The organism is Pseudomonas sp. GW821-FHT04C07, from assembly GCF_059420325.1.
The window spans coordinates 12,870-35,286 of the sequence record NZ_JBWKTM010000009.1 but is presented as its reverse complement, the minus strand read 5'-3'; the positions used below and the strand labels follow the sequence as shown (position 1 = coordinate 35,286).

20 protein-coding genes are annotated in these 22,417 nt (G+C 56.2%); 9 read left to right on the top strand and 11 right to left on the bottom strand.

Annotated elements, in window-relative coordinates:
• Nucleotides 1-118: 118 nt before the first annotated feature.
• Nucleotides 119-3,013 carry a ribonucleoside-diphosphate reductase subunit alpha gene (locus tag AC07UI_RS17385; protein WP_494993662.1) on the top strand — a complete coding sequence of 965 codons (2,895 nt, stop codon included), beginning with the start codon at nucleotides 119-121 and terminating at the stop codon, nucleotides 3,011-3,013.
• Nucleotides 3,014-3,449: 436 nt separating this feature from the next.
• Here AC07UI_RS17385 and flgE read toward each other — a convergent pair whose 3' ends face one another.
• The 7 genes from flgE to AC07UI_RS17350 all read right to left on the bottom strand — a co-directional run bounded on the left by flgE (nucleotide 3,450) and on the right by AC07UI_RS17350 (nucleotide 8,569).
• Nucleotides 3,450-4,775 (bottom strand): flagellar hook protein FlgE, encoded by a 1,326-nt coding sequence (gene flgE, locus AC07UI_RS17380; RefSeq protein ID WP_494993661.1) that lies wholly within the window; start codon nucleotides 4,773-4,775, stop codon nucleotides 3,450-3,452.
• A gap of 30 nt (nucleotides 4,776-4,805) precedes the next feature.
• A complete protein-coding gene (gene flgD, locus AC07UI_RS17375) occupies nucleotides 4,806-5,534 on the bottom strand; it encodes a flagellar hook assembly protein FlgD (protein ID WP_494993660.1) in 729 nt (242 codons plus the stop codon).
• A gap of 15 nt (nucleotides 5,535-5,549) precedes the next feature.
• Nucleotides 5,550-5,993 carry a flagellar basal body rod protein FlgC gene (gene flgC / locus AC07UI_RS17370; protein ID WP_494993659.1) on the bottom strand — a complete coding sequence of 148 codons (444 nt, stop codon included), beginning with the start codon at nucleotides 5,991-5,993 and terminating at the stop codon, nucleotides 5,550-5,552.
• A gap of 3 nt (nucleotides 5,994-5,996) precedes the next feature.
• Nucleotides 5,997-6,404 carry a flagellar basal body rod protein FlgB gene (gene flgB, locus AC07UI_RS17365; protein ID WP_494993658.1) on the bottom strand — a complete coding sequence of 136 codons (408 nt, stop codon included), beginning with the start codon at nucleotides 6,402-6,404 and terminating at the stop codon, nucleotides 5,997-5,999.
• Nucleotides 6,405-6,466: 62 nt separating this feature from the next.
• Nucleotides 6,467-6,718, bottom strand: coding sequence for a hypothetical protein (locus AC07UI_RS17360; protein ID WP_494993657.1), 252 nt, complete (start codon nucleotides 6,716-6,718; stop codon nucleotides 6,467-6,469).
• 46 nt (nucleotides 6,719-6,764) lie between these two features.
• Nucleotides 6,765-7,592: a protein-glutamate O-methyltransferase CheR gene (cheR, locus tag AC07UI_RS17355; protein WP_494993656.1), complete on the bottom strand. Its 828-nt coding sequence runs from the start codon at nucleotides 7,590-7,592 to the stop codon at nucleotides 6,765-6,767.
• Between the two features lie 44 nt (nucleotides 7,593-7,636).
• Nucleotides 7,637-8,569: a chemotaxis protein CheV gene (locus AC07UI_RS17350; protein ID WP_494993655.1), complete on the bottom strand. Its 933-nt coding sequence runs from the start codon at nucleotides 8,567-8,569 to the stop codon at nucleotides 7,637-7,639.
• Between the two features lie 78 nt (nucleotides 8,570-8,647).
• Here AC07UI_RS17350 and flgA point away from each other — a divergent pair, with 78 nt between their 5' ends.
• From flgA to AC07UI_RS17330, 4 genes are all read left to right on the top strand, one after another.
• Entirely contained in the window at nucleotides 8,648-9,409 is a 762-nt protein-coding gene (flgA, locus tag AC07UI_RS17345) for a flagellar basal body P-ring formation chaperone FlgA (RefSeq protein ID WP_494993654.1), read from the top strand.
• A gap of 150 nt (nucleotides 9,410-9,559) precedes the next feature.
• Entirely contained in the window at nucleotides 9,560-9,886 is a 327-nt protein-coding gene (flgM, locus tag AC07UI_RS17340) for a flagellar biosynthesis anti-sigma factor FlgM (protein ID WP_494993653.1), read from the top strand.
• Nucleotides 9,887-9,934: 48 nt separating this feature from the next.
• Nucleotides 9,935-10,402 (top strand): flagella synthesis protein FlgN, encoded by a 468-nt coding sequence (locus AC07UI_RS17335; RefSeq protein ID WP_494993652.1) that lies wholly within the window; start codon nucleotides 9,935-9,937, stop codon nucleotides 10,400-10,402.
• 91 nt (nucleotides 10,403-10,493) lie between these two features.
• Nucleotides 10,494-11,240 (top strand): flagellar brake protein, encoded by a 747-nt coding sequence (locus tag AC07UI_RS17330; RefSeq protein WP_494993651.1) that lies wholly within the window; start codon nucleotides 10,494-10,496, stop codon nucleotides 11,238-11,240.
• Nucleotides 11,241-11,295: 55 nt separating this feature from the next.
• On the opposite strand, the gene AC07UI_RS17325 is transcribed toward AC07UI_RS17330, so the two are convergent.
• From AC07UI_RS17325 to AC07UI_RS17310, 4 genes are all read right to left on the bottom strand, one after another.
• Entirely contained in the window at nucleotides 11,296-12,654 is a 1,359-nt protein-coding gene (locus tag AC07UI_RS17325; protein ID WP_494993650.1) for an MFS transporter, read from the bottom strand.
• Between the two features lie 71 nt (nucleotides 12,655-12,725).
• Complete coding sequence (locus AC07UI_RS17320; RefSeq protein ID WP_494993853.1) at nucleotides 12,726-13,967, bottom strand: glutamine synthetase family protein; 1,242 nt, start codon at nucleotides 13,965-13,967, stop codon at nucleotides 12,726-12,728.
• Between the two features lie 309 nt (nucleotides 13,968-14,276).
• Nucleotides 14,277-14,969, bottom strand: a complete 693-nt coding sequence (locus AC07UI_RS17315; RefSeq protein WP_494993649.1) for a sensor histidine kinase — start codon at nucleotides 14,967-14,969, stop codon at nucleotides 14,277-14,279.
• Entirely contained in the window at nucleotides 14,966-16,570 is a 1,605-nt protein-coding gene (locus tag AC07UI_RS17310) for a response regulator (protein ID WP_494993648.1), read from the bottom strand. Before AC07UI_RS17310 ends, AC07UI_RS17315 begins: the two co-directional genes overlap by 4 nt.
• A 542-nt stretch (nucleotides 16,571-17,112) precedes the next feature.
• On the opposite strand from AC07UI_RS17310, the gene AC07UI_RS17305 reads away from it, so the two are divergent.
• The 4 genes from AC07UI_RS17305 (at nucleotide 17,113) to AC07UI_RS17290 (ending at nucleotide 22,376) form a co-directional block, all read left to right on the top strand.
• Nucleotides 17,113-17,682 carry an ABC transporter permease gene (locus tag AC07UI_RS17305; protein WP_494993647.1) on the top strand — a complete coding sequence of 190 codons (570 nt, stop codon included), beginning with the start codon at nucleotides 17,113-17,115 and terminating at the stop codon, nucleotides 17,680-17,682.
• The gene (locus AC07UI_RS17300; RefSeq protein WP_494993646.1) at nucleotides 17,672-18,964 is read left to right on the top strand and encodes an ABC transporter ATP-binding protein; all 1,293 of its coding nucleotides are present in this window, start codon (nucleotides 17,672-17,674) and stop codon (nucleotides 18,962-18,964) included. The genes AC07UI_RS17305 and AC07UI_RS17300 overlap by 11 nt, the downstream gene beginning before the upstream one ends.
• A complete protein-coding gene (locus AC07UI_RS17295) occupies nucleotides 18,955-19,803 on the top strand; it encodes a sulfotransferase family protein (protein ID WP_494993645.1) in 849 nt (282 codons plus the stop codon). The genes AC07UI_RS17300 and AC07UI_RS17295 overlap by 10 nt, the downstream gene beginning before the upstream one ends.
• 101 nt (nucleotides 19,804-19,904) lie before the next feature.
• Nucleotides 19,905-22,376 (top strand): glycosyltransferase, encoded by a 2,472-nt coding sequence (locus tag AC07UI_RS17290; protein WP_494993644.1) that lies wholly within the window; start codon nucleotides 19,905-19,907, stop codon nucleotides 22,374-22,376.
• Nucleotides 22,377-22,417: the final 41 nt, after the last annotated feature.

Here is a 22,417-nt window from a genome sequence, read left to right as displayed (position 1 = left end):
GCTCCTTCCTACTGTCCCGAAGTCGTTATGCCCGACGCTTGTCGGTTGTAGTGCTTCAGGACAGAACGGTGGGCACCGTGACGGTGCCCAAACAAACATAGAGAACGTGGAGACACCCATGCAAACCGACACAACTCGCGAGAACCCGCAGGGCACCGCGCCGCAGGCCACTGATTCGAATCTGGATCTGTCCGCCACGGCGCCTGGCCAACTGCGCGTGATCAAGCGTAACGGCACTGTCGTTCCTTACACCGATGACAAAATCACCGTCGCCATCACCAAAGCGTTCCTCGCAGTTGAAGGCGGCACCGCCGCTGCCTCGTCGCGAATCCACGACACCGTTGCCCGCCTGACCGAACAAGTCACCGCGACCTTCAAGCGTCGCATGCCATCGGGCGGCACTATCCATATCGAAGAAATCCAGGACCAGGTCGAACTGGCCCTGATGCGTGCCGGCGAGCAGAAAGTCGCTCGCGACTACGTGATCTACCGTGATGCCCGCTCCAAAGAGCGCGCCACCCGCTCCACCACCGACGAGCCGGTACAAGCCCATCCATCGATCCGCATCACCCGCGCCGATGGCAGCCTTGCGCCGCTCGACATGGGTCGTCTGAACACTATCGTGACCGAGGCCTGTGAAGGCCTGGAAGAAGTCGACGGTGATCTGATCCAGCGCGAAACCCTGAAGAACCTCTACGACGGCGTGGCGCTCAAAGACGTCAACACTGCGCTGGTGATGACCGCACGTACCCTGGTTGAGCGTGAGCCGAACTACTCCTTCGTGACCGCTCGCCTGCTGATGGACACCCTGCGTGCCGAAGGCCTGAGCTTCCTCGAAGTTGCCGAAAGCGCCACCCATCACGAAATGGTCGATCTGTATGCCAAGGCGCTGCCGGCGTACATCGCCAAGGGTATCGAGTTCGAATTGCTGAACCCGGTTCTGGCCACCTTCGACCTGGAAAAGCTCGGCAAGGCGATCAACCACGAGCGTGATCAGCAGTTCACCTACCTGGGCCTGCAAACCCTGTACGACCGTTACTTCATCCACAAGGACGGCATCCGGTTCGAACTGCCGCAGATCTTCTTCATGCGCGTGGCCATGGGCCTGGCGATCGAAGAGAAGAACAAAGAAGACCGCGCCATCGAGTTCTACAACCTGTTGTCGTCCTTCGACTACATGTCCTCGACACCTACCCTGTTCAACGCCGGGACCCTGCGTCCACAGCTGTCGAGCTGCTATCTGACCACCGTGCCGGATGACCTGTCGGGCATCTACCACGCCATTCATGACAACGCCATGCTGTCGAAATTCGCTGGCGGTCTGGGCAACGACTGGACTCCGGTTCGCGCGCTGGGCTCTTACATCAAGGGTACCAATGGCAAGTCCCAGGGTGTCGTACCGTTCCTGAAAGTGGTGAACGACACCGCAGTGGCCGTGAACCAGGGTGGCAAGCGCAAAGGCGCTGTCTGTGCCTACCTGGAAACCTGGCACATGGACATTGAGGAGTTCATCGAGCTGCGCAAGAACACCGGTGATGATCGTCGTCGTACCCACGACATGAACACCGCCAACTGGATCCCTGACCTGTTCATGAAGCGCGTCTTCGATGACGGTCCGTGGACCCTGTTCTCGCCGTCCGAAGTACCGGATCTGCACGACCTGACCGGCAAGGCCTTCGAAGAGCGTTACGAGTACTACGAAGCCCTGTCCCAGTACCCGGGCAAGATCAAACTGTTCAAGACCATCCAGGCCAAAGACCTGTGGCGCAAAATGCTCTCCATGCTCTTCGAAACCGGTCACCCATGGCTGACGTTCAAAGACCCATGCAACCTGCGCAGCCCACAGCAGCACGTTGGCGTGGTTCACAGCTCGAACCTGTGCACCGAAATCACCTTGAACACCAACAAGGACGAGATCGCTGTTTGCAACCTCGGCTCGATCAACCTGCCGAACCACATCACTGACGGCAAGCTGGACACCGCCAAGCTGCAACGCACCGTGAACACCGCCGTGCGGATGCTCGATAACGTGATCGACATCAACTACTACTCGGTGCCACAAGCGAAGAACTCCAACTTCAAGCACCGTCCGGTCGGTCTGGGCATCATGGGCTTCCAGGACGCGCTGTACCTGCAGCACATTCCGTACGGCTCCACTGCAGCCGTCGAGTTCGCCGACAAGTCGATGGAAGCCGTCAGCTACTACGCGATCCAGGCTTCTTGCGACCTGGCTGATGAGCGCGGCGCCTACGAGACGTTCCAGGGTTCGCTGTGGTCCAAAGGCATCCTGCCACTGGATTCGCAACAGATCCTGATCGAACAACGCGGCCAGAAGTACATTGATGTCGACCTGAACGAAACCCTGGACTGGGCACCGGTCCGTGCCCGCGTACAGAAAGGTATTCGTAACTCCAACATCATGGCCATCGCACCGACCGCTACCATCGCCAACATCACCGGCGTATCGCAGTCGATCGAACCGACCTACCAGAACCTGTACGTGAAATCGAACCTCTCGGGCGAATTCACCGTGATCAACCCGTACCTGGTTCGCGACCTGAAAGCCCGCGGCCTGTGGGACTCGGTCATGATCAACGACCTGAAGTACTACGACGGTTCCGTGCAGCAGATCGAACGCATCCCGCAAGAGCTCAAAGAGCTCTACGCGACTGCTTTCGAAGTGGATACCAAGTGGATCGTCGACGCCGCCAGCCGCCGTCAGAAGTGGATCGACCAGGCTCAGTCGCTGAACCTGTACATCGCCGGCGCATCGGGCAAGAAACTTGACGTGACCTACCGTATGGCTTGGTACCGTGGCCTGAAAACCACTTACTACCTCCGTGCCCTGGCCGCGACCAGCACCGAGAAGTCGACCATCAGCACCAGCAAGCTGAACGCTGTTTCCAGCGGCGGCAACCACGGTGACGATTCGGTACTGGCAGCTCCTGCCGGTCCCGCGCCAGTGCCAAAAGCCTGCGCTATCGACGAGCCGGATTGCGAAGCTTGCCAATAAGCTGAGCCGATAAGCGCTGCAAGGCGCTTGTCTGAACCCCCGATAGATCCTCCGGATTTATCGGGGGTTTTCTTTTGCCTGGATAAAAGTGGAACGTTGATCACTCCCATGCTCCGCAGCACTGTCGAGAGCCGGCGCGATGACGCCAGACCAGGCACCGCACGATCATCATGTCTAGTCCTGAAACAGGTTTACACCTGTTTCACCCTAACGCTCGATGACGCTGAACTCGCCTTACGCGACGTTCATGGTCTTGATCGTTCCCACGCTCTGCGTGGGAATGCCGCCCCGGACGCTCTGCGTCCGCTGTAGAGGTGACGCAGAGCGTCACAGGATGCATTCCCACGCAGAGCGTGGGAACGATCAATGCTGGGCGCACACAAAAAAGCCCCTGCAATGAGGGGCTATTTTTGAAGCGCTGTCAGCCAGCCAGGCATCAAGTCATCTGAATGATGGTCTGCATGATGGTGCTTTGCGTCGAGATGGTCTTGGCATTGGCCTGGTAGTTGCTCTGCGCCTTGATCAGATTGACCAGTTCGTTGGTCAGGTTAACGTTGGACTCTTCCAGGGAGTTGGAAACCACCGAACCCAAGGTACCTGTTGTCGGGGCGTCGTAGGCCGGAATACCCGAAGCGAACGTCTCTTTCCAGCTAGTACCGCCTACCGCCTGCAGACCTTGCTCGTTGGTAAAGCTGGCCAGGGAGACTTGGCCAATAGCCTTGTTCTGACTGTTACTGAAGTTGGCGAACAAGGTGCCGGTAGTGTCGATGGTCAGGTTGGTGATCTGACCAGTTGCATAACCGTCCTGGGTCGGCAGCGAGCGAGCAGTGTCAGCATTGAACTGAGTCGTATTGGTCAGGTCGATCGCCACACCCGCAGCATTCGCACTCGAACCGTTGGCCGCCCAGACTCCGTTGGTCACAGTGCCTGGAACCCAGCCGACCAATTGCAGGCTGTTGGTTGCGTTAGGTGCAGCCGGCGTATTCGGTGGTGTGGCCACCGATACAAGTTTGCCTGCCGAGTCAAAGGTAATAGTCGAAGCGACGGGATCTGTCGCACCACCCACCGTCGGTGTACTGCCATTGAGGTTACGACCATCTACCAGAGTGTAGGTACTCCAGGTGTTAGCAGCGGTCTTGACCATGTATTGATCCATGGTGTGCTGATTGCCCTGACTGTCATAGATTGGCGTACTGAACGACTTGGTGTAGGTGTTGACGTTATTTGGATCGAACGGGAGAACGGTCTGATCGATAACCGCCGCGGTCGAACTCAGGTTGACGGTCGAAGACACCGCGCCAGTAGCCTTGGGCGCCAGGTTGGACGTGTCGATCCGCAGGTCGGTCAGCACACCGTTGACGATCTTGCCATTGGCATCCACACCATAACCTTGCAGACGAGCAGTGCCATCGGTGTTGGTGACATAGCCGTCCTTGTCGGTCTTGAACGTACCGGCACGGGTATAGGTCTGCGAGCCGTTGCTGCTCAAGACGAAGAAGCCTTGCCCTTGAATGCCCATGTCCAACACGTTGCCAGTGTTGTTCACATCACCTTGAGTGAACTGCTGGGAAACGTTGGCCAGAGCCACGCCGTTGCCGACGCTTTTGCTACCCGAACCCAACTTGGTGGCCGAGTAGACGTCGGCGAATTCCGCACGGGAAGACTTGAAGCCTGTGGTCGCGACGTTGGCGATGTTGTTGCCGGTCACGTCCAGTTGTTTGTTGGCTGCATAGAGACCGCTAAGGCCGACATTGAAAGACATATTCCACTCCTTGCGCCGCGTAAGCCGGCTCTATAGACCAATAGTTTGTACTTTCGACAGGGCAACAGCGCCCAGACCGGCGAGGTTGAGCATCATCTCGCCACCTGTTTGACTCAAGGTCACGCTGTTGACCGTTGCCGGTAGATAAGTGACCAAATCCGTCGACTTGCTATCGATCGTGGCATTCGCCTTGAAGGTATAAGTGCCCGGATCGACCTTGACACCGGCATCGTTGGTGCCATCCCAGACAAAACTGGCGTTACCGGCGCTTTGGCTACCCAGGTCGATGGTTTTCACCGCATTGCCGTTTTTATCCGTGATGCTCACGGTAGCGTCGGCAACCGACGAGGGGATCACTGCACTGCCCGTCAGGCTCTTGGTTGTATCGACCACAGCTGTACCGGTTTGAGCAACCACCGAGCGACCCACCAGGGAAGAAGCCTGCAACGCCTGCGACGACTGGAAGGTACTCGCGATGGAGTTGACCGAAGTGTTCAGCGTGGTGATGCCTTCCAGGCTGCTGAACTGAGCCAGCTGAGCGACAAACGCACTGTTGTCCTGCGGCGACAGCGGGTTCTGGTTCTTCAACTGGGTGACCAGCAGCTGCAAGAAAGCATCCTTGCCCAAGGCATTCTTGCCCGTAGTGCCACTGGTTGCCGCCGCAAGACCCGAGGTGCTGGTGGTACTGGTCTTGACCGAAGAGTTAGCAAGGATCTGGCTGAGATCCAGGCCGCTCGTGGTATCGGTAACACTCGTCATCTGAGTCGCCCCTTATCACTGACCGAGGGTCAGGACTTTCTGCATCATGGTTTTGGCGGTGTTCATCATTTCCGCATTGGTCTGGAACGAGCGACTGGCGGAAATCATGTCGGCCATTTCCTCAACCACATTGACATTGGGGTAGTAGACATAGCCCTTGGCATCGGCTGACGGATGGTTCGGTTCGTAGCGCGCCTCCAGATTGCTCTGGTCTTCAACCACACCCAGCACCTGTACGCCCTGGCCGGCGGCATCCTGGCTCTGGAACAGCGAACTGCTGCCGCCGCTCTGACCACCCTGAAACATGGTGGCGAACACCGGGTGACGGGCCCGGTAGGTCTGGTCGATGCTCGAAGACACGGTCTCGGCGTTGGCGATGTTACTGGCGACGGTGTTCAAACGAGTGGTTTGAGCACTCATGCCGCTACCGGCAATATTGAAAACACTGGCAAGAGACATGGATTACTCTCCGCGCAGGGCTGACACCAGCCCTTTGAATTTGCTGTTGAGCAGCGTGAAGCTGGCCTGGAAGTTGACCGCATTTTCCGCGTAGTTCGACTGTTCCAGCTGGGCGTCCACGGTGTTTTGGTCAATCGAGGGTTGCATTGGCGTGCGATACAGCAACGTCTCGTCGCCATTTCCCAGACCTTCGGCTTCGATATGACGGCTATTGGTCATGTTCAACGCGAAAGTGCCGCTCTTGGTCTTTTCATTCTGCGCAGCAAGCACGGCAGAGAAATCCAGATCCCGAGCCTTGTAATTAGGGGTGTCAGCGTTGGCGATGTTGTTGGCCAGAACTTCAGCACGCTGAGCGCGGAAGCCCAGGGCTTGTTCATGGATACCGAGCGCTTTATCGAAGCTGATGCTCATGCCGGGAAACCTTCGGGTGACCAGATTTTTCGTGCGATGAACATAGCAAGCGTCGTGCCAATTCACGAAAGGCCGTAAACCGGGGCTTTGCGGGCATCGGCAAGGTGGCAATGCCAGAAAAGCGGCAACTGATTTCCGCCGCCTGCCGCTTTTCTGCCGCTCGAGATGTCGGGATGCATGAGATCCGTGATCGTTCCCACGCTCTGCGTGGGAATGCCGCCATGGACGCTCTGCGTCCGCTTCGAGATGTGACGCAGAGCGTCACGGGATGCATTCCCACGCAGGAGCGTGGGAACGATCATTTCGGCGGACAAAAAACGGGAGTCCCTGAGGACTCCCGTTTTTTATGACGCTGGCAAATCACTTCGCCTGGTAGATGATTCCAGGACTGCACTGGACCATCTGGTAGTGATCCGGCAAGCCATTCAGCGCTTCGGATGCGCCGAGGAACAGATAGCCACCTGGCTTCAACGTACTGTGAATCCGCAGCAGGATGTCCTTCTTCACTTCAGCGGAGAAGTAGATCAGCACGTTGCGGCAGAACACGATGTCGAACTTGCCAAGACTTGCATAGCTATCGAGCAGGTTGAACGAACGAAACTCCACCCGACTCCTGATCGGTGCCTTGATCGCCCAACGCCCCGGCCCTTTCGGATCGAAGTACCGTTGCAGCCGCTCCGCGGAGAGACCGCGGCCAATGGCCAGACTGTCGTATTCGCCGGTCTTGCAGTTGTTCAGCATGGTGCCGGACAAATCGGTGGCAACGATCTGCACACCCATTTTCAGCTGACCCATGTTGGTCCGCTCGAACTCATCGATCGACATGGACAATGAGTAGGGTTCCTGCCCCGACGAGCACGCCGCCGACCAAATGCGCAGGCGCTGGCCAGGACTGGCCTTGATCGACTCGGGCAGTACTTTGTTCTTCAATACTTCAAACGGATAGGTGTCACGAAACCACAGGGTTTCGTTGGTAGTCATGGCATCCACCACCATCTCGCGCAACCCGCTGCGCGGCTGGGTCTGAATGCGCTGAACCAGCTCACCCAACGATTTGATGCCCTGCTGCTCCATGAGTTTATTGAGACGGCTCGACACCAGATACTGCTTGTTTTCACCGAGCAAAATGCCACAGGCTTTTTCCAGGAAGACCCGGAACTGTTCGAAATCCAAATTACCCGTAGACAATGATGCCGCCTCTTAAATCGTGTTGACCGCCAAGGGCAAACGCCCTAGCTGTTATCTGCTGCTTTGATCCGGTCGATTACCCGGGATGCCAGGTCATCAGGACGGAATTTGGCAAGGAAGTCATCGGCACCGACCTTCTTCACCATCGCCTGATTGAATACACCTGACAACGAAGTATGCAGGATGATATGTAGCTTTTGCATGCGTGGATCGCTGCGGATCTCGGCCGTGAGCGTGTAGCCGTCCATTTCGGGCATCTCGATGTCGGAAATCATCATCAAGAACTCTTCTTCCGGCTTCTTGCCCTCCTCGACCAGCTTGCGCAGGTAATCCAGCGCCTGTCGGCCGTCGTTCAATGCCACTACATCGACCCCGACGGTCTGCAGGCAACGCGTGACCTGCTTGCGCGCTACCGACGAATCGTCGACCGTCAGCACCCGCAGGGAAACCGCCTTGCGCTGCGTTTCAACGTCCACCACACCCGCCGAAATGGATTCCGATGCCGGCGACACTTCAGCCAGGACCTTCTCGACATCGATGATTTCGACTAACTGATTGTCGACCCGGGTCACTGCCGTCAAATAATGATCGCGCCCGGTGCCCTTGGGTGGCGGATGGATCTCCTCCCAGTTCATGTTGACGATGCGCTCGACCGACCTGACCAAAAAACCCTGGGTCTTGGTGTTGTACTCCGTGATGATTACGAAGGGATTGCTTTGATCCTGCAAACCGCCAGAACCGGTCGCCATTGCCAGATCAAGAATCGGAATGGTCGCCCCCCGAATATTTGCGACACCGCACACGACAGGACTGGATTTAGGCAGCAGGGTCAGTTTGGGGCATTGCAGCACCTCCCGAACCTTGAACACGTTGATCCCATACAGCTGCTGGCCGTCAAGACGGAACAACAACAGCTCAAGGCGATTCTGCCCTACCAGTTGCGTGCGCTGGTTCACCGAATCCATTACACCAGCCATGCCCAGACTCCTACACCAACGCTTAAGATCCGATGCACATTCATCACTAAACGGCACGGGGCTTGCTTTTTAACTGCTATGAACGCAAAAACGACATTTTTCCGACACCTGACATCAACGTATCGCAAATTGCTTTGCGCGTTGTCAGCGTTGTGCTTTTTCACCGCTGGCAGCCCTGCCGTTGCTGACCCGGTTACCTTGCCTGATCTGCTTATCGGCGTCACTCAAGGCTTTCTTGAATTCACCGTAGAAGATTATCTGGCAACCAGCCACACCGAAGGACGCTACGAAATTCAGGTCAATCAACTCGACCCTCGCTTGCGCATGCCGCTATGCGACAAGGAATTGACAGCGACGCTGGAAAGTCCGGCTCAGCCTTTGGGCCACGTAATCGTAAAGGTGCGTTGCGATGGCGCCTCGCCCTGGACCGTCTTCGTTCCCGCTCAAGTGCGCCTGTTTCGAGAGGTCGTTACCACCACTCGCCCACTTAAACGCGCCGGCATCATCGAACCTGAGGACGTCATCCTGCGCGAGCGCGACATCAGCCTGATCAATCAGGGTTATCTGACGTCGGTCGATCAGGCCATCGGTCAGAAACTCGTCCGACCAATGGTCAGCGATCAGGTCATTACCCTTGTCCACATGGAACAGGCGGAGGTCGTTCGCAAAGGCGATCAAGTGGTGATATCCGTTCGCAGCGGTACGCTCAATGTGCGAATGCCCGGCGAAGCGTTGTCCAACGGCGGTCTGAGCGAACAGATCAGGGTCAAGAATCTGAACTCTCAACGGGTAATCAAAGCGCGCGTGACCGCGCCGGGCCAGGTGGACGTCGCCATGTAGGGAACTGGCGCTGCACTCAGGCGTTCCCTAAACTGTGCCTCAAGCAAGGCAGGTGCCGACTCGCGCCGGCTCATCGAAAATTGAGCCTAAAGTTTTACCGGGTATGGCCGAAAACATGGCAAGCGTCCAAATACCCAGAGGTTTTCTATCATGGTCATCGATTTCAGCCGTTTAAACAGCTCCCCCTCACCCACAGGCAGTACGCGTACCAGCGGCAGCAAGGAAACCGGCGACGCCGGCAAATCCGCGCCGGTGATTACCCCGGCCGAACAGGCCAGTACCAGCCAAAGCGGGGAGTCGGTTCACCTCAGTAATGAGGCTCAACAGTTGCAGAAGGTCACTGACACGCTGCGCGATCAACCTGCTGTCGACAAAGCCCGCGTGGCCGAGTTGAAGCAAGCGATTGCCGATGGCAGCTATAAAGTCGACAGCAACCGTGTAGCCAGCAAACTGCTCAACTTCGAAGCCCAGCGCTAGCCAAAGGCCTGCGCCAGGCTTTTGGACGCTTAAAACCCAAGGCCAGCCATGCACGACACAAATTTACTGCAACTGATCACTGACGATTTTGCTCCAGCTCAACAGTTGCTGGAGTTGCTGCAAACCGAGGCCCTCGCTTTGCACGGTCGCGACATGCCACTGCTCGAAGATATTCTCGCGCAGAAACAGGCGCTGATCATTTTGCTTGAACAGCATGGGCGTTTACGCAGCCAGATCCTCATCAGCCTGAACCTGCCGGCCAGTCGAAGCGGCCTGGAACGACTTGCAGAGCAATCGTCCATTGGCGATCAACTGCTGTCTCAGAGCGACGAACTCAATCAGCTTCTGGCCAACTGCCAGGCAGCCAACGAACTCAACGGTCGTTCGATCCAGATCCAGCAAGCCACCACCGCCAATCAGTTGAAGATCCTCACCGGTGGCGAACCTCCTGCCCTTTATGATGCCCGCGGATCAACCTCCAAGCTTGCGAAGCCCCGCCCACTTAGTCAGGCTTGAATTCAGAGATGAGCGCTCTATCAAGACGCGAAACATGCTGGCAAAATGCCGGCTCTTGCGTGTGTCGTATTTGTCTGGAGATTGATGAACCGTGTTCAATGCCTTAAACGCAGAAGATGCTCCGCAGCCACCAAAGGCGCTCACTACCCCTTTGGAAATTGCCGCCAATCTGCGGTTGCTGCAAGAGAGCCATGATCCACTGATCATCACTTTTCATGAGCGCACCCAGCGCTTTCAGAGCTATCTGGTCGAAGTCGATCGAGACAGCACCATGATCGCCCTGGACGAGATGATTCCTCGCGATGGCGAACGCTTTCTGCTCAATGGCGAAGCGTTTCGCGTCGAAGGTTTCCACGACGGCGTGCGGATTGCCTGGGAAAGCACCGGCACTCTGACGATCGACGAATCCAATGGCAGTCGCTGCTATCGCGGCACGATGCCTGATGAAGTGGTCTATCACCAACGTCGCAATGCGTTTCGTGCAGCGTTGAAACTGGCTCAGTTGGTCAACATCGAACTCGGCGGCGAAAAGCTTAAAGCCCCGATCAAGGGTAAACTGCTGGATATCTCGGCTACCGGCTGCAAGTTGCGCTTTGAAGGCGACATCTCCGACCGCCTGCAACTGGGCGAGGTCTACGACCGATTCATTGCCGCCCTGCCCTTCGGCAAAATGACGGCGCCAGTCGAATTGCGTTATCTGCATCACGAAGAGCGGATCGACACCACCTTCGCCGGCGTACGCTTTCACAACATGAGCGGCCAGGTTCAACGCCAGGTCGAGCGTTTCGTCTATCAGCTTCAGCGCGAAGCACGCCGCTTTGATAAAGACGATTTCTGAGTCAACACCTCAATAAAAAACGGGCAGTCCCTTTCGGTGACTGCCCGTTTTTTTTCTAAGGCCTTACCTGAGTGAAGCTTTGCGCAGGCTCCGGATCTGGCTCCTCGGGCGTTACATCCACTTCGTGCTCCGGCTCAGGCTCCAGGTTTACAGCATTTTGCATCTGTTCGTGCACGACCTGCTCATCGACCCGCGGGTCAAGCGCTGCCACCAAAGGCGAGCTCGACATACTGTCTGGCATGGCGACGTGATGCAGAGGCGCATCATCGACCTGATGCAAGTTTGTCACCGCTTTAGGCCGAATGCGCCACACCAGCACCAGCGCGAAAAAGCTGAAGAACGCATAGAGCATCTGACTGCCAAACAGCTTCATCAGCACACCCGCAGCCAGCGGCCCGATGCTTGCGCCGACGCCGTACGTCACCAGCAACATTGCCGTTAGGGAAACCCGTCGGTCGCCTTCGACATGGTCATTGGAAAACGCCACCGCCAATGGATACAGACAGAACTGCACCAATGAGCAAAGGAAGCCGGCGACAAACAACACTTCAAGTGGCACCTCGGGCATTATCGCCAAAGGCAACGCGGCCAGCGCCAGAGAAAACGCAAAGCAACGGATCAACAACGCCCGATCATAGCGATCCGACAACCAGCCCAGCGGCCACTGCACCACCAAACCCGCAAAAATGCAGCTACCCATGAACAGGCCGACCTGCTCCGTGGAAAGCCCCTGCTGAGAGGCATACAGCGGCGCCAGACCGTAGAACGAACCAACGATCAACCCCGCCCCCAGCACGGTACTCAACGATTGCGGCACGCGTTTCATAAAGAAACGCGGCTCCATCGGTGCCGGATGCAGGGGCGCCGGGTGAATGCGCCGGGTCATGGCGACGGGCACCAGGCACAAGGCAAAACACAGTGCGACCAGCATCAACAACTCCAGACCCAGCGCCGGGTGCATGACCAGAATCAGCTGACCCAGGACCAACCCGAGGTAGGAAGCAATCATGTAGCCACTGAATACCAGGCCACGCTGCCTGGCTTCAGCCTGCTCATTCAGCCAGCTCTCGATGACCATGTACTGGCACATCATGCCCAGGCCGACGATCATCCGCAGGAACAGCCAGGCCGGCAACCAATCCACCAGACCATGCCCCAGCACCGCCGCGCCGACGATGCCGGCGCAGGTCGCGTAGGCCCGGATATGCCCGACCCGGGCAATCAGCCGGTGACCAATTTTCCCGCCCAGCACCAGGCCCGAATAGTTGGCGGCCATCAACGCACCGACCCACAAACCGTCGACATGGTCGGCAGCCAGGCGCAATGCCAGGTAAGTACTGAGTAAGCCCGAGCCGATCAGCATCATCAGCGAGGCGAAATAAAGCGCTCGAAAGGATTTCCAGATTTGGCGCATCGGCGTTCCGAGCGGCTCCTTGAATTGTGCATCGGGCTATCAGAAACGATAGCCCGACGGCGACGGGTCGGTTATGCCTGGGCCGCTAAAACACGCCGCTCCCAGGGCGTTATTTCATCATGGAAACTGCTCAACTCCATGGTCTTCGAAGCAATGTAGCCTTCGATGAACTCCTTGCCGAACAGTTCCTTTGCCAATTGGCTACGCTTCAGACGCTCAAGTGCTGCATGCAAGGTACAAGGTAACGACAAACTTTCCGGCACTTCAAATTCCCCCTGGACAGCCGGGGTCGGCTCCAGCTCGTTTTCTATGCCGTGAAGCCCGGCAGCGAGACTCGCGGCAATCGCCAGGTACGGGTTGGCATCGGCGCCAGGCAAGCGATTCTCGACCCGTCGCGCCACAGGCGAGCTTGCCGGAATCCGCAAACCCGCAGCCCGATTGTCGTGTGACCAACAGGCATTGTTCGGGGACGCGTAAGGATGGCACAAGCGTTGATAAGAGTTCACGTTCGGTGCAAAAAGCGCGGTGAAATCCGCCATGCCCGCTTGCTGACCACCGATAAAATGGCGGAAGGTCGCGGTCGGCTGGCCGGCATCGTCGTTGAACACGTTACGCCCGGTACCCAGCTCCACAATGCTCTGGTGAATATGCATCGAGCTTCCCGGCGTATGCGCCAACGGCTTGGCCATGCAGACCACCGTCAAGCCGTGCTTGAGTGCGACTTCCTTGAGTAAATGCTTGAACAGCAATGTCTGATCGGCCAGCAGCAACGGATCGCCGTGCAACAGATTGATCTCGAACTGGCTGATACCCATCTCGTGCATGAACGTATCGCGCGGCAAACCCAGCGCCGCCATGCATTCATACACTTCACTGAAGAACGGCCTCAAGCCGTTATTGGAACTGACGCTGAAAGCCGAATGACCTTCCTCACGACGCCCGTCCAGACCGACCGGCGGCAGGAACGGTTGGGTCGGGTCGGTATTGGGTGCAAATACGAAGAATTCCAGCTCGGTCGCCACCACCGGCGCCAGACCTCGAGCGGCGTAACGTGCGATAACCGCCTTAAGCTGACCGCGAGTCGAAAGACGAGAGCTTTCTCCAGTCAACTCGTCTGCATCGCAAATCGCCAAAGCCCGAGGCTGCTTGCTCCAGGGCAGGCGATGGATGTGTTTTGGATCAGCATTGAGTGCCAGATCGCCGTCATCGCTGCCGTAAAAACGCACCGGCGGATAGCCGCCCATGATGCATTGCAGCAGCACGCCCCGCGCCATCTGCAACCGCCGCCCCTCAAGGAACCCCTCGGTGGTCATCACCTTGCCCCGTGGCACACCGTTCAGATCCGGAGTGACACATTCAATCTCATCAATGCCCGTCAATCGCTGCACGAGTGATTTGTGGCCATCGGTAGTCATGACTCAATCCTTGTTACTGTGCAAGCCGCGAACGGCGACCCGTACAAAATACGCACCACCCGTTCAGGATTTCAAGCAGGCACACGCAAAAAGCAGAGATATAGGGCGCAGGTCAGCAATGAAGTGAAGGCTGAAACGATAATTCAGGATTTCAGAGAAAGGTTACGCAGGTGCACAATTGCAGCCCTTTGTCGTCAGCGCAGGCGCTCAAGGAAGATAGAGACTAAATAGTGCGCCCCCCAAGGGGCCGCCATTGCTGATCTCGATACGTCCATGCATGCCGTTGCGCTGATGCAGCTCGGCAATACGCGCGGCGAAGTACAGGCCCAGGCCAGTGCTGCCACTGCTCTGGTTGATGCCCTGCACGTAATCGGCCTGACGCTCGATCATCTGCCGCGGGTAACCGGCCCCATCGTCATTGACGCACAATACCAGCTGCCCAGCCTCCTCACGGACGCTGATCAACAGGGCATGGCGGGCGTAACGGATGACGTTGTTGACGATGTTGGCCACCACCGAGCCGATCAGTTCCCGATCAAAGAAACCGAGGGGGCTGAAGTCATCGACTTCATAGGTCGCGACAATGCCACGGCTGCTCAGTACGTCCTGGTGACATACCAGCTGCGCTTCGATGAAGTCATCGAGCTCATGGTAATCAGGCTTCAACGGCAGCTGGTTGACGCCCAGTTTGTACAGGCCCAGCAACTGCACCAGCATGCCATTGAGGTGAGCGAACTCGTACTCGATAACACCTTGCTCGCCGGTTTGCCGCTGGGAGTCAGGCAACCGTGCGAGCCACTGAGCGTGGGCCTGCATGAGCATGGCCAGGGAGTTCTTCATGTCGTGTACGGTGGAGGCAATCACCGTGGAAAAGTCGAGCCCCTTGTCACCGTCATTCATTCGCCAAAGGCCTTGCTTCGCAGCTTCTGGTAACGCGGATAGCGCGCGTCGCTCTCGGGCATCATGCCAACCATTTTCAAGCAGGCCCGGCACTCTTGCAGCAGTGCCGTGTCGAGACTGGCATCGGCCCCGTGCAACAGCGATTGCGCCATGTTCAGGGCGATACTGATGTTTTTCGGTTGCAGCACCAGCGCGCGACGGAAAAGCTCCCGGGCTTCGGCCAAAGTACCTGCCTTGTAACTGCGCACACCCTGGCGGTTCAGATCGGCCGCAGCGTTGCCGGAATTGAGGATCGCCGGGTCGTCGGTCAACTTGGCAATACCCTGCATCACCGCCGGGTCGTCACCATAGATTTCCGCACAGTTTTTCAGCATGGATGCACCGGCATCCGCCTGCCCCAATTGCTGGAGTTGTTTGGCAACCAACAGCGCCGCGTCGGCACTCATGAATTGCTCCATGCCCTCAAGACGGGTCATCGCCTGCTCGGTCAGCTTCTCGGCGGTTTCGGCATCGTTGAGCAGCAGGCTGGTGGCTTTCATCAGCCGTGCGCGCACCTGCAGCCCTGGATCGTTGACGTTTTCCTTGGCAACCTCGCTCAGGGTCTGATTGATCTCCAGCCGGGTCCGCGTATCCAGCCCTCTTTCACTGCCTTTACTGATCAACGCCTGGGCCAGACCGAGATTGCTCTCCGGGTCCTTGAAACGCGACTGCTGTCCCTGGGCTACAGCCTGGCGGTAGGCTTTCGACGCACTTTCAAAATCCTCGTTAGCCAACGCCAGTTTGCCGAGCAGCGATTGTCGGCGCACAGCCAGTGGCGACAAGCGAACGGCTTCCTCCAGCACACTCTGTGCGCGCCTGGAGTCTCCTTGGGCGACCAGCACATCAGCCATTCCGTCGTAGAGCGCCGGCATCATCGGGAAAGCCTTCAGCGCCGTTTCGTACAGAGTCTGTGCCTGGCTGACCTGCCCTCGCTTGAACAGCGACCGACCCAATCCCGCATAGGCCCAGGGCAAAGGGCGGTCTGCCAGAATGGTGTTGAGAAAGCGCTCCAGCGCCTCATGCTGATTAAGATCGCGCAGGGCATCAGCCCTGAACCGCAGGCACAACGGAGCAAACCGCGGATCCTGCTTGCAAAGGGCGGCGCAGGCAGCCAGGACTTCGGCGGGCTTGCCCCGATCGAGGGCTTGCAGGATTGGCTTGAGCAACGTCTTGCGCTGCACCAGCTTCTCCAGCCGCTGAGCCAAACCTGCGCGATTGAAGGGTTTGGTCAGATAAGCGTCCGGCTCATGCTCAAGGGCACTGAGCACCATGGCCTGACTGGTCTCGGCAGTGACCATGACGAACACGCTTTCATGGCTGATCAGCTTGTCGACCATCAGGTCTTCGAGCACCTGCTGACCGTTCTTCCTGCCGTCCCCAAGATGGTAATCCTGCAGGACGAAGTCGTAGCGCTTCTGCGCGCACATGCGCAGCGCCTGCTCACCCGTGTCGGCCGTATCTACGTCCTTCACACCCAGCTCGCGCAACATCGACCTGACTGAAGTGCGGAAATCAGAGAAATCATCGACGATCAAAAAACTTTTTTGTTGGTACGCCAGCATCGAAGATTCCAGGCAAATAAGAAGATGAACCCAAAGGAAAATGCAAGGACGAGCTCATCTTCGCTGCCCATTTCGGCGCGCAGATGATAGCTAGTAGCCATGGGCTATCAAGCAATTTTACACAAACCTTCAATTACGCTTGCCTCCCGCACGCTTTGGGCTAGATCTACGGGTTTCCCTGGCACTGGGGCAGCTAACGAGGAGAACTGCCCATCGGGTTATCGGCCACTTGCCGCGTTCCCTTATAGGTACCGAGCAAGTAATCGCCTATTTACCTGGTGCAGTGGTGCGACTCGACTCAATGGGTGCGGATCAATGCCGCTTACGCGACACCTGCACTACCTAAACCCCGCCAACCCCACGATTCAAGACTCGCATTCCCAGCCTGCCAAGACGGTGATATCATTTTGGTGCGAGCGCAGAACATGCTGACTCTCCCTTTAGACGTTAAAAAACGTCAGGAAAATTATATTTGATCTGCCATTCCATGAGGATCTCGCTCAAGGATATGTACCCGAATGACGTCAAGGATTGAGCAACTGATGCAGCCGTTTAGCATGTCTCCCGCAGTAATGATCAACAGCCTTCGTGTAAATCGAAACTTTATCCACCCCTTAATCCACAGAGAAATAGTCGGCCGCTACAAAGGTTCGATGCAGGGTATTTTTTGGTCGCTCTTCACCTCCGTTTTCATGCTGCTGGCCTGGCTGGCATTCTACGTGGTGCTGTTCGGGTTTCCCCCCGTAACCATATTTCGTTTACCGTTAGTACTTCTCCCCCTTGCACTGCTGACACCTGGAGTCTCCTGGCTCCTCGCGTCACTAAGCGTGTACCTGCGTGACATTGGCCTGTTCGTCGGCATTATCACCATGGTCATGCTCGTCCTCTCGCCAATTTTCCATCCTCTCTCGGCGCTCCCGAAAAACGATCATGCCGCCCTGCAGATGAACCCGCTAACCCTTCCAGTAGAAATGGCTCGCAATGCCCTTTTCCGGGGTACGGCTCCACATTGGGGTAGCTTGGCCGGTTATACGGCTGTAGCTCTATTGGTTGCTTGGGCCGGGTTCGCCTGGTTCCAGAAAACACGAAAAGGCTTTGCCGATGTCATCTGAAGTTGCTATCCAGGTCGAACAACTCAGCAAGCTCTATCATGTCTATGAAAAGCCCGCACACCGTCTGTTGCAGATGCTCTCGGGACGGCGCAAGCAGTACTTCAAAGCTTTCCCCGTGCTAGACGATGTCAGCTTCGAGATAAGAAAAGGCGAAACGGTTGGCATCATTGGCCGTAACGGTAGTGGTAAGTCGACTTTGCTCCAGATGATCTGCGGCACGCTTAATCCAAGCAGTGGCCGCATTATTACCCATGGCCGTATTGCTGCACTGCTGGAACTGGGGTCTGGATTCAACCCTGAGTTCACGGGCCGTGAAAATATATATCTTAATGGCGCATTACTTGGCCTTACCTCCGCCGAAATCGACCAGCGCTACGCGGCTATCGAGGCTTTCGCCGAAATTGGCGAATACATTGACCAGCCCGTCAAGAGCTACTCCAGCGGGATGTATGTTCGCCTGGCGTTTGCAATCCAGGCCAATATTGATCCAGAAATCCTGATTGTTGACGAAGCCTTGGCGGTCGGCGACGCTTTTTTCGTTCATCGCTGCATGGACCGCCTGCACCAACTCCAGGAACGTGGCACCTCCATCCTGCTGGTGACCCACGACAGCATGCTGGTCAAACGATTCTGCGACCGGGCAATATGGCTGGATCAAGGCCGGATTCGAAGCATCGGCGCGTCCAACGAGGTCGTCGACAGTTACCTGGCCTGGCTCTTTCAAATGCCCGTTGCCACTCCAGAAACGGAGCTCGCCCCTGCCCTCTTCTCGTCCTCTAACGGCGACGAAGAACATATCGCCAACATTGACAGGCGTCTGGGAGACCAACGCTGTCAGATAATCGGTGCACGCCTTTACGATAAAGACCGAACGCCGACCGACGAGGTGCAAGGCGGCTCAGATGTCATCCTTCGATTCACCGTGGCCAATGCCAGCCTGACCCCGGATAACTCGCTGATATTCGGCTATATCGTCAGAAACTTCAGAGGCGAAGAAATAGCTGCAACCAACACCCGACTGGAGTGCATGACGGCAGAGCGATTCACCTCTTCTGGCGAGCGCATGACCATCGAAGCGCGCATCCACATTCCCCTCCTGCACCCGGGGCACTACTCCATAAGCGTCGGCGCTTCCTATGAGCAGGACGGTGGGTCTCAGCTAACGCTGGCGGACCGAATAATCAATTCAATTATCTTCAGCGTAAGTTGCCACAAGAAAATCAGCACAATGACCTGTTTCGATACCCAATTCAGCGTCCAGCGGGCATCGCAATGTTCATAATATTTGGCAGCCCACGCTCGGGCACGACATTCCTCAAAGAATCGCTCAACCAGAATCCGGCAATCGTTATTCCACACGAAACCGACTTCATTGTTCCACTCGCGTTCTTGATCGACCGTATACCTAACGCCCATATCGGTCGCGAGCTGGTTGCAGAAATGATTGTTTCGACCAAGGACTTCGCTGCCAGCATTGGCTGCCACCTGAGCCCCAGCGAGGTCAAGGCATGTATTTACAACGCCGACTACAAGGTGCCTGCGATACTCGAAAGCCTGTATGCGTCAATCGCTCAGAAGACCGGAGCCATTATCGCTGGCGATAAATCACCCAATGATCTGGGCTCGCTTGGAATCTTGCGTAATACCCAATTATTCAAATCGAATATCAAACTGATTCATATCGTCCGTGATGTGCGTGACGTCGTGTTGTCTCTGCAAAATACATCCTGGGCACCGCAAAACATTGAGATGACGTTCCCCGGAATCTGGAACACGACCAACCTCAACTTGCAACGCTTTGCCTCACAAAATCCTGAGAATTACTTTTTTCTCCGTTACGAGGACTTCATCGAAGACCCCGCAACAATGCTCCAGCAAATGTGCAACTTCCTCCAGGTGACATTCGACTCTCGGATGCTCGACTGGAAGAGTTTCGGTAAAGACCTGCGACACCTGCCACATCATCAGAACCTTGGCCAGCCACCAATGAACGGCCGTTGTTACAACTGGAAAAGTCTCGGCGATGCATCCTGCCACCCTTGGGCAGAAAGAGCCCGGGAGGCGCTGCAAGAGTTTGGCTATGAACTTGCGCCGGCAATGTCCAGCGACTCCGCAAAGTAAAACCCTTGCCCACCAAAACTTAATTTTCAAAGCGCGCCCCCGTGACCATAGCACCTATCAACTCCAAGCCGACCGCAACAGCCAAAGGGACAGAAGACCGCATGGAACAGATCGACCGCCTTGTTGATCGCATCGAAAAACTGGCTCTTTCAGCAGAAAGCAAATCGGCCGAAGGCCTGCATTTAGTCAAAGAGATCGAGAGCAGAGATCGACTGCTCTGCGAGCTACGCGCAGATGAACAAGAGCTTCGCAATCGTCTTTCACTTCAAGGCCGCGAACTCGAATTGCTGCTAGAACAGCACGCACAAATCGAGGCTCAACTGCAGACGACTGAGCAGCAGCTCAAAAATGCCGAACAATTGCTCCAGGCGAAAACCAGCGAAGCCGTGGCCATTTCCGATTGGGCAGTCGACTTACGCACAAAGCTGGCCTTAAAACAGGCGGAATTGGTCAAGCTCTCGGACTGGGGCAGCACCATCGAGCGCACGCCGCTGCGTTACTTCATACGCAAACAGCTTTTTAAATGGTCGCGCAGAATTTACGCACTCCTGCCGCTCACACCCGCTCAAAAGAGCAAACTGGCACGTAGTATTCGACGCTGGTTGAAAACCAGTACAGCAACATCCGCCGAGTCATCTTCGTCGTCAAAAATCACGACGCTGCCGAGCGTACCGCCTCAAACAAAAGTAAATGTACAGTCTTCAGCTGCACAGCCTGTAGTGCTGATGTTCGGCGTCATTGACTGGCACTTCCGTATTCAACGCCCGCAAAACCTGGCCAAAGAGCTGGCGAAAGCAGGTCAGACGACGTTTTACATCTCAAATAACTTTCTTGATGACGATGCCCCGGGCTTCGAAGTAGAAAATCTGGATGAGGCGAGCGGACTGTTCCAAGTCCGCCTGAAAGTCAGCGGTGCACCACCTATCTATTATGCGCCACCCTCAACCGCAGCGATCTCGCAACTATGCCAAAGCCTGGCGCTGCTCATGCAGTGGGCGAATGTCGATGCCGTGCACTGTATTGTCCAGCATGCCTACTGGTTCCCACTCGCAAGGCGCATTCCCAACTCCACATTGATCTATGACTGCATGGATCATCATGAAGGCTTTGGCAACGTCGCTCAGGAACTGCTTGATCTCGAAATAGCCTTGATGCGCAGAGCGGATCTGCTGGTGGCAACGTCCGACTGGATCGAGCAGCACGGCAAGCGTGAAAACCGCAATGTGGCGGTAATCCGCAATGCCGGTGAATACAGTTTCTTCAGCCAGCGACCAGAAAACATCTACCAGGATTCCGAGAATAGAAAGATCATCGGTTACTACGGAGCCATTGCCGAGTGGTTCGATCTGGACCTGCTCAAGCAAATCGCCCAATCCTTCCCACAGCACCTGATATTGCTGATTGGCAACGATACGGTAAACGCCAGGAAATACCTCAAGGCCTACCCGAATATCCTCATGGAAGGAGAAGTCCCCTACTCCTCCCTCCCGCACTATCTCCATGCCATGGACGTCTGCCTGCTTCCGTTCAAAGTCATTCCTCTGACACTGGCCACCAACCCGGTGAAGGTCTACGAGTACTTGAGTGCAGGCAAACCCGTGGTTTCGGTGAAACTGCCGGAGCTCAGCCAATTCGGAAAACTGGTCAAGACAGCTGAAAACCCTGCTGATTTTGTCACGGCAATAGATGAGGTCCTGAAAAGCCTTCCGGAGCCAGAGTCCGCGCTTCAGGCACGTCAATTATTTGCAGAGGGTCAGACCTGGCAGCATCGAGCCGTAAGCCTGCGTCAATCGATCGATACACTGCCAATGCCCAAAATCAGCGTCGTGGTGTTGACCTACAACAATCTGGAGTTGACCAAAAACTGTCTGGACAGCCTGGTGACTCATAGTAACTATGCCAACCTTGAGATTATCGTCGTCGATAACAACTCCAGCGACGATACCCCAGCGTTCCTGAAAGCCTGGGCCGAGGGGCATTCGAACCGAATCATCATCCTCAATCACGACAACAAGGGTTTCGCCGCAGGCAACAATCTAGGTCTTGCAGCGGCCAGTGGTGATTATCTGGTTATCCTGAACAACGATACCGTTGTCACCGCTGGCTGGGCCAAGGGTTTGATGCGCCACCTCCTGGACAACCAGGACATCGGAATCGTTGGCCCGATCACCAACAATATCGGCAATGAAGCACGAATCAGTACCCGCTACACCCAGATAACAGACATGCACATCGAGTCTGCCGAAATCACACGCGCACGGATGGGCAAGTGGTTCGAAATCAATACATTGGCATTTTTCTGCGTCATGTTCCCACGTTCGACCTACGAAAAGATCGGTGGCCTTTGCGAAGAGTACGGACTGGGCTTTTTCGAGGATGACGATTACTGCCGCCGTGTGCAGCACATCGGTATGCGTGCAGTCTGCGCCGAGGATGTTTTTGTTCACCACCATTTGTCTGCCTCGTTCAATAAATTGGGAGCAGAGAAAAAACAAGCGCTCTTCGAAAAGAACAAAGCGATATATGAGAGCAAGTGGGGGGCCTGGACCCCGCACACGTATCGAGACGCTTGAAAAACTGTTCAAGCGATTTGTACACCATTAACGGCTGAACA

What these genes read in the sequence shown, in the direction of transcription:
- AC07UI_RS17385 (WP_494993662.1), top strand. Translation starts at nt 119, where the DNA reads ATGCAAACCGACACAACTCGCGAGAACCCGCAGGGCACCGCGCCGCAG.
- flgE (WP_494993661.1), bottom strand. Translation starts at nt 4,775, where the DNA reads ATGTCTTTCAATGTCGGCCTTAGCGGTCTCTATGCAGCCAACAAACAA.
- flgD (WP_494993660.1), bottom strand. Translation starts at nt 5,534, where the DNA reads ATGACGAGTGTTACCGATACCACGAGCGGCCTGGATCTCAGCCAGATC.
- flgC (WP_494993659.1), bottom strand. Translation starts at nt 5,993, where the DNA reads ATGTCTCTTGCCAGTGTTTTCAATATTGCCGGTAGCGGCATGAGTGCT.
- flgB (WP_494993658.1), bottom strand. Translation starts at nt 6,404, where the DNA reads ATGAGCATCAGCTTCGATAAAGCGCTCGGTATCCATGAACAAGCCCTG.
- AC07UI_RS17350 (WP_494993655.1), bottom strand. Translation starts at nt 8,569, where the DNA reads ATGGCTGGTGTAATGGATTCGGTGAACCAGCGCACGCAACTGGTAGGG.
- flgA (WP_494993654.1), top strand. Translation starts at nt 8,648, where the DNA reads ATGAACGCAAAAACGACATTTTTCCGACACCTGACATCAACGTATCGC.
- flgM (WP_494993653.1), top strand. Translation starts at nt 9,560, where the DNA reads ATGGTCATCGATTTCAGCCGTTTAAACAGCTCCCCCTCACCCACAGGC.
- AC07UI_RS17335 (WP_494993652.1), top strand. Translation starts at nt 9,935, where the DNA reads ATGCACGACACAAATTTACTGCAACTGATCACTGACGATTTTGCTCCA.
- AC07UI_RS17325 (WP_494993650.1), bottom strand. Translation starts at nt 12,654, where the DNA reads ATGCGCCAAATCTGGAAATCCTTTCGAGCGCTTTATTTCGCCTCGCTG.
- AC07UI_RS17320 (WP_494993853.1), bottom strand. Translation starts at nt 13,967, where the DNA reads ATGACCACCGAGGGGTTCCTTGAGGGGCGGCGGTTGCAGATGGCGCGG.
- AC07UI_RS17315 (WP_494993649.1), bottom strand. Translation starts at nt 14,969, where the DNA reads ATGAATGACGGTGACAAGGGGCTCGACTTTTCCACGGTGATTGCCTCC.
- AC07UI_RS17310 (WP_494993648.1), bottom strand. Translation starts at nt 16,570, where the DNA reads ATGCTGGCGTACCAACAAAAAAGTTTTTTGATCGTCGATGATTTCTCT.
- AC07UI_RS17305 (WP_494993647.1), top strand. Translation starts at nt 17,113, where the DNA reads ATGCAGCCGTTTAGCATGTCTCCCGCAGTAATGATCAACAGCCTTCGT.
- AC07UI_RS17300 (WP_494993646.1), top strand. Translation starts at nt 17,672, where the DNA reads ATGTCATCTGAAGTTGCTATCCAGGTCGAACAACTCAGCAAGCTCTAT.
- AC07UI_RS17295 (WP_494993645.1), top strand. Translation starts at nt 18,955, where the DNA reads ATGTTCATAATATTTGGCAGCCCACGCTCGGGCACGACATTCCTCAAA.
- AC07UI_RS17290 (WP_494993644.1), top strand. Translation starts at nt 19,905, where the DNA reads ATGGAACAGATCGACCGCCTTGTTGATCGCATCGAAAAACTGGCTCTT.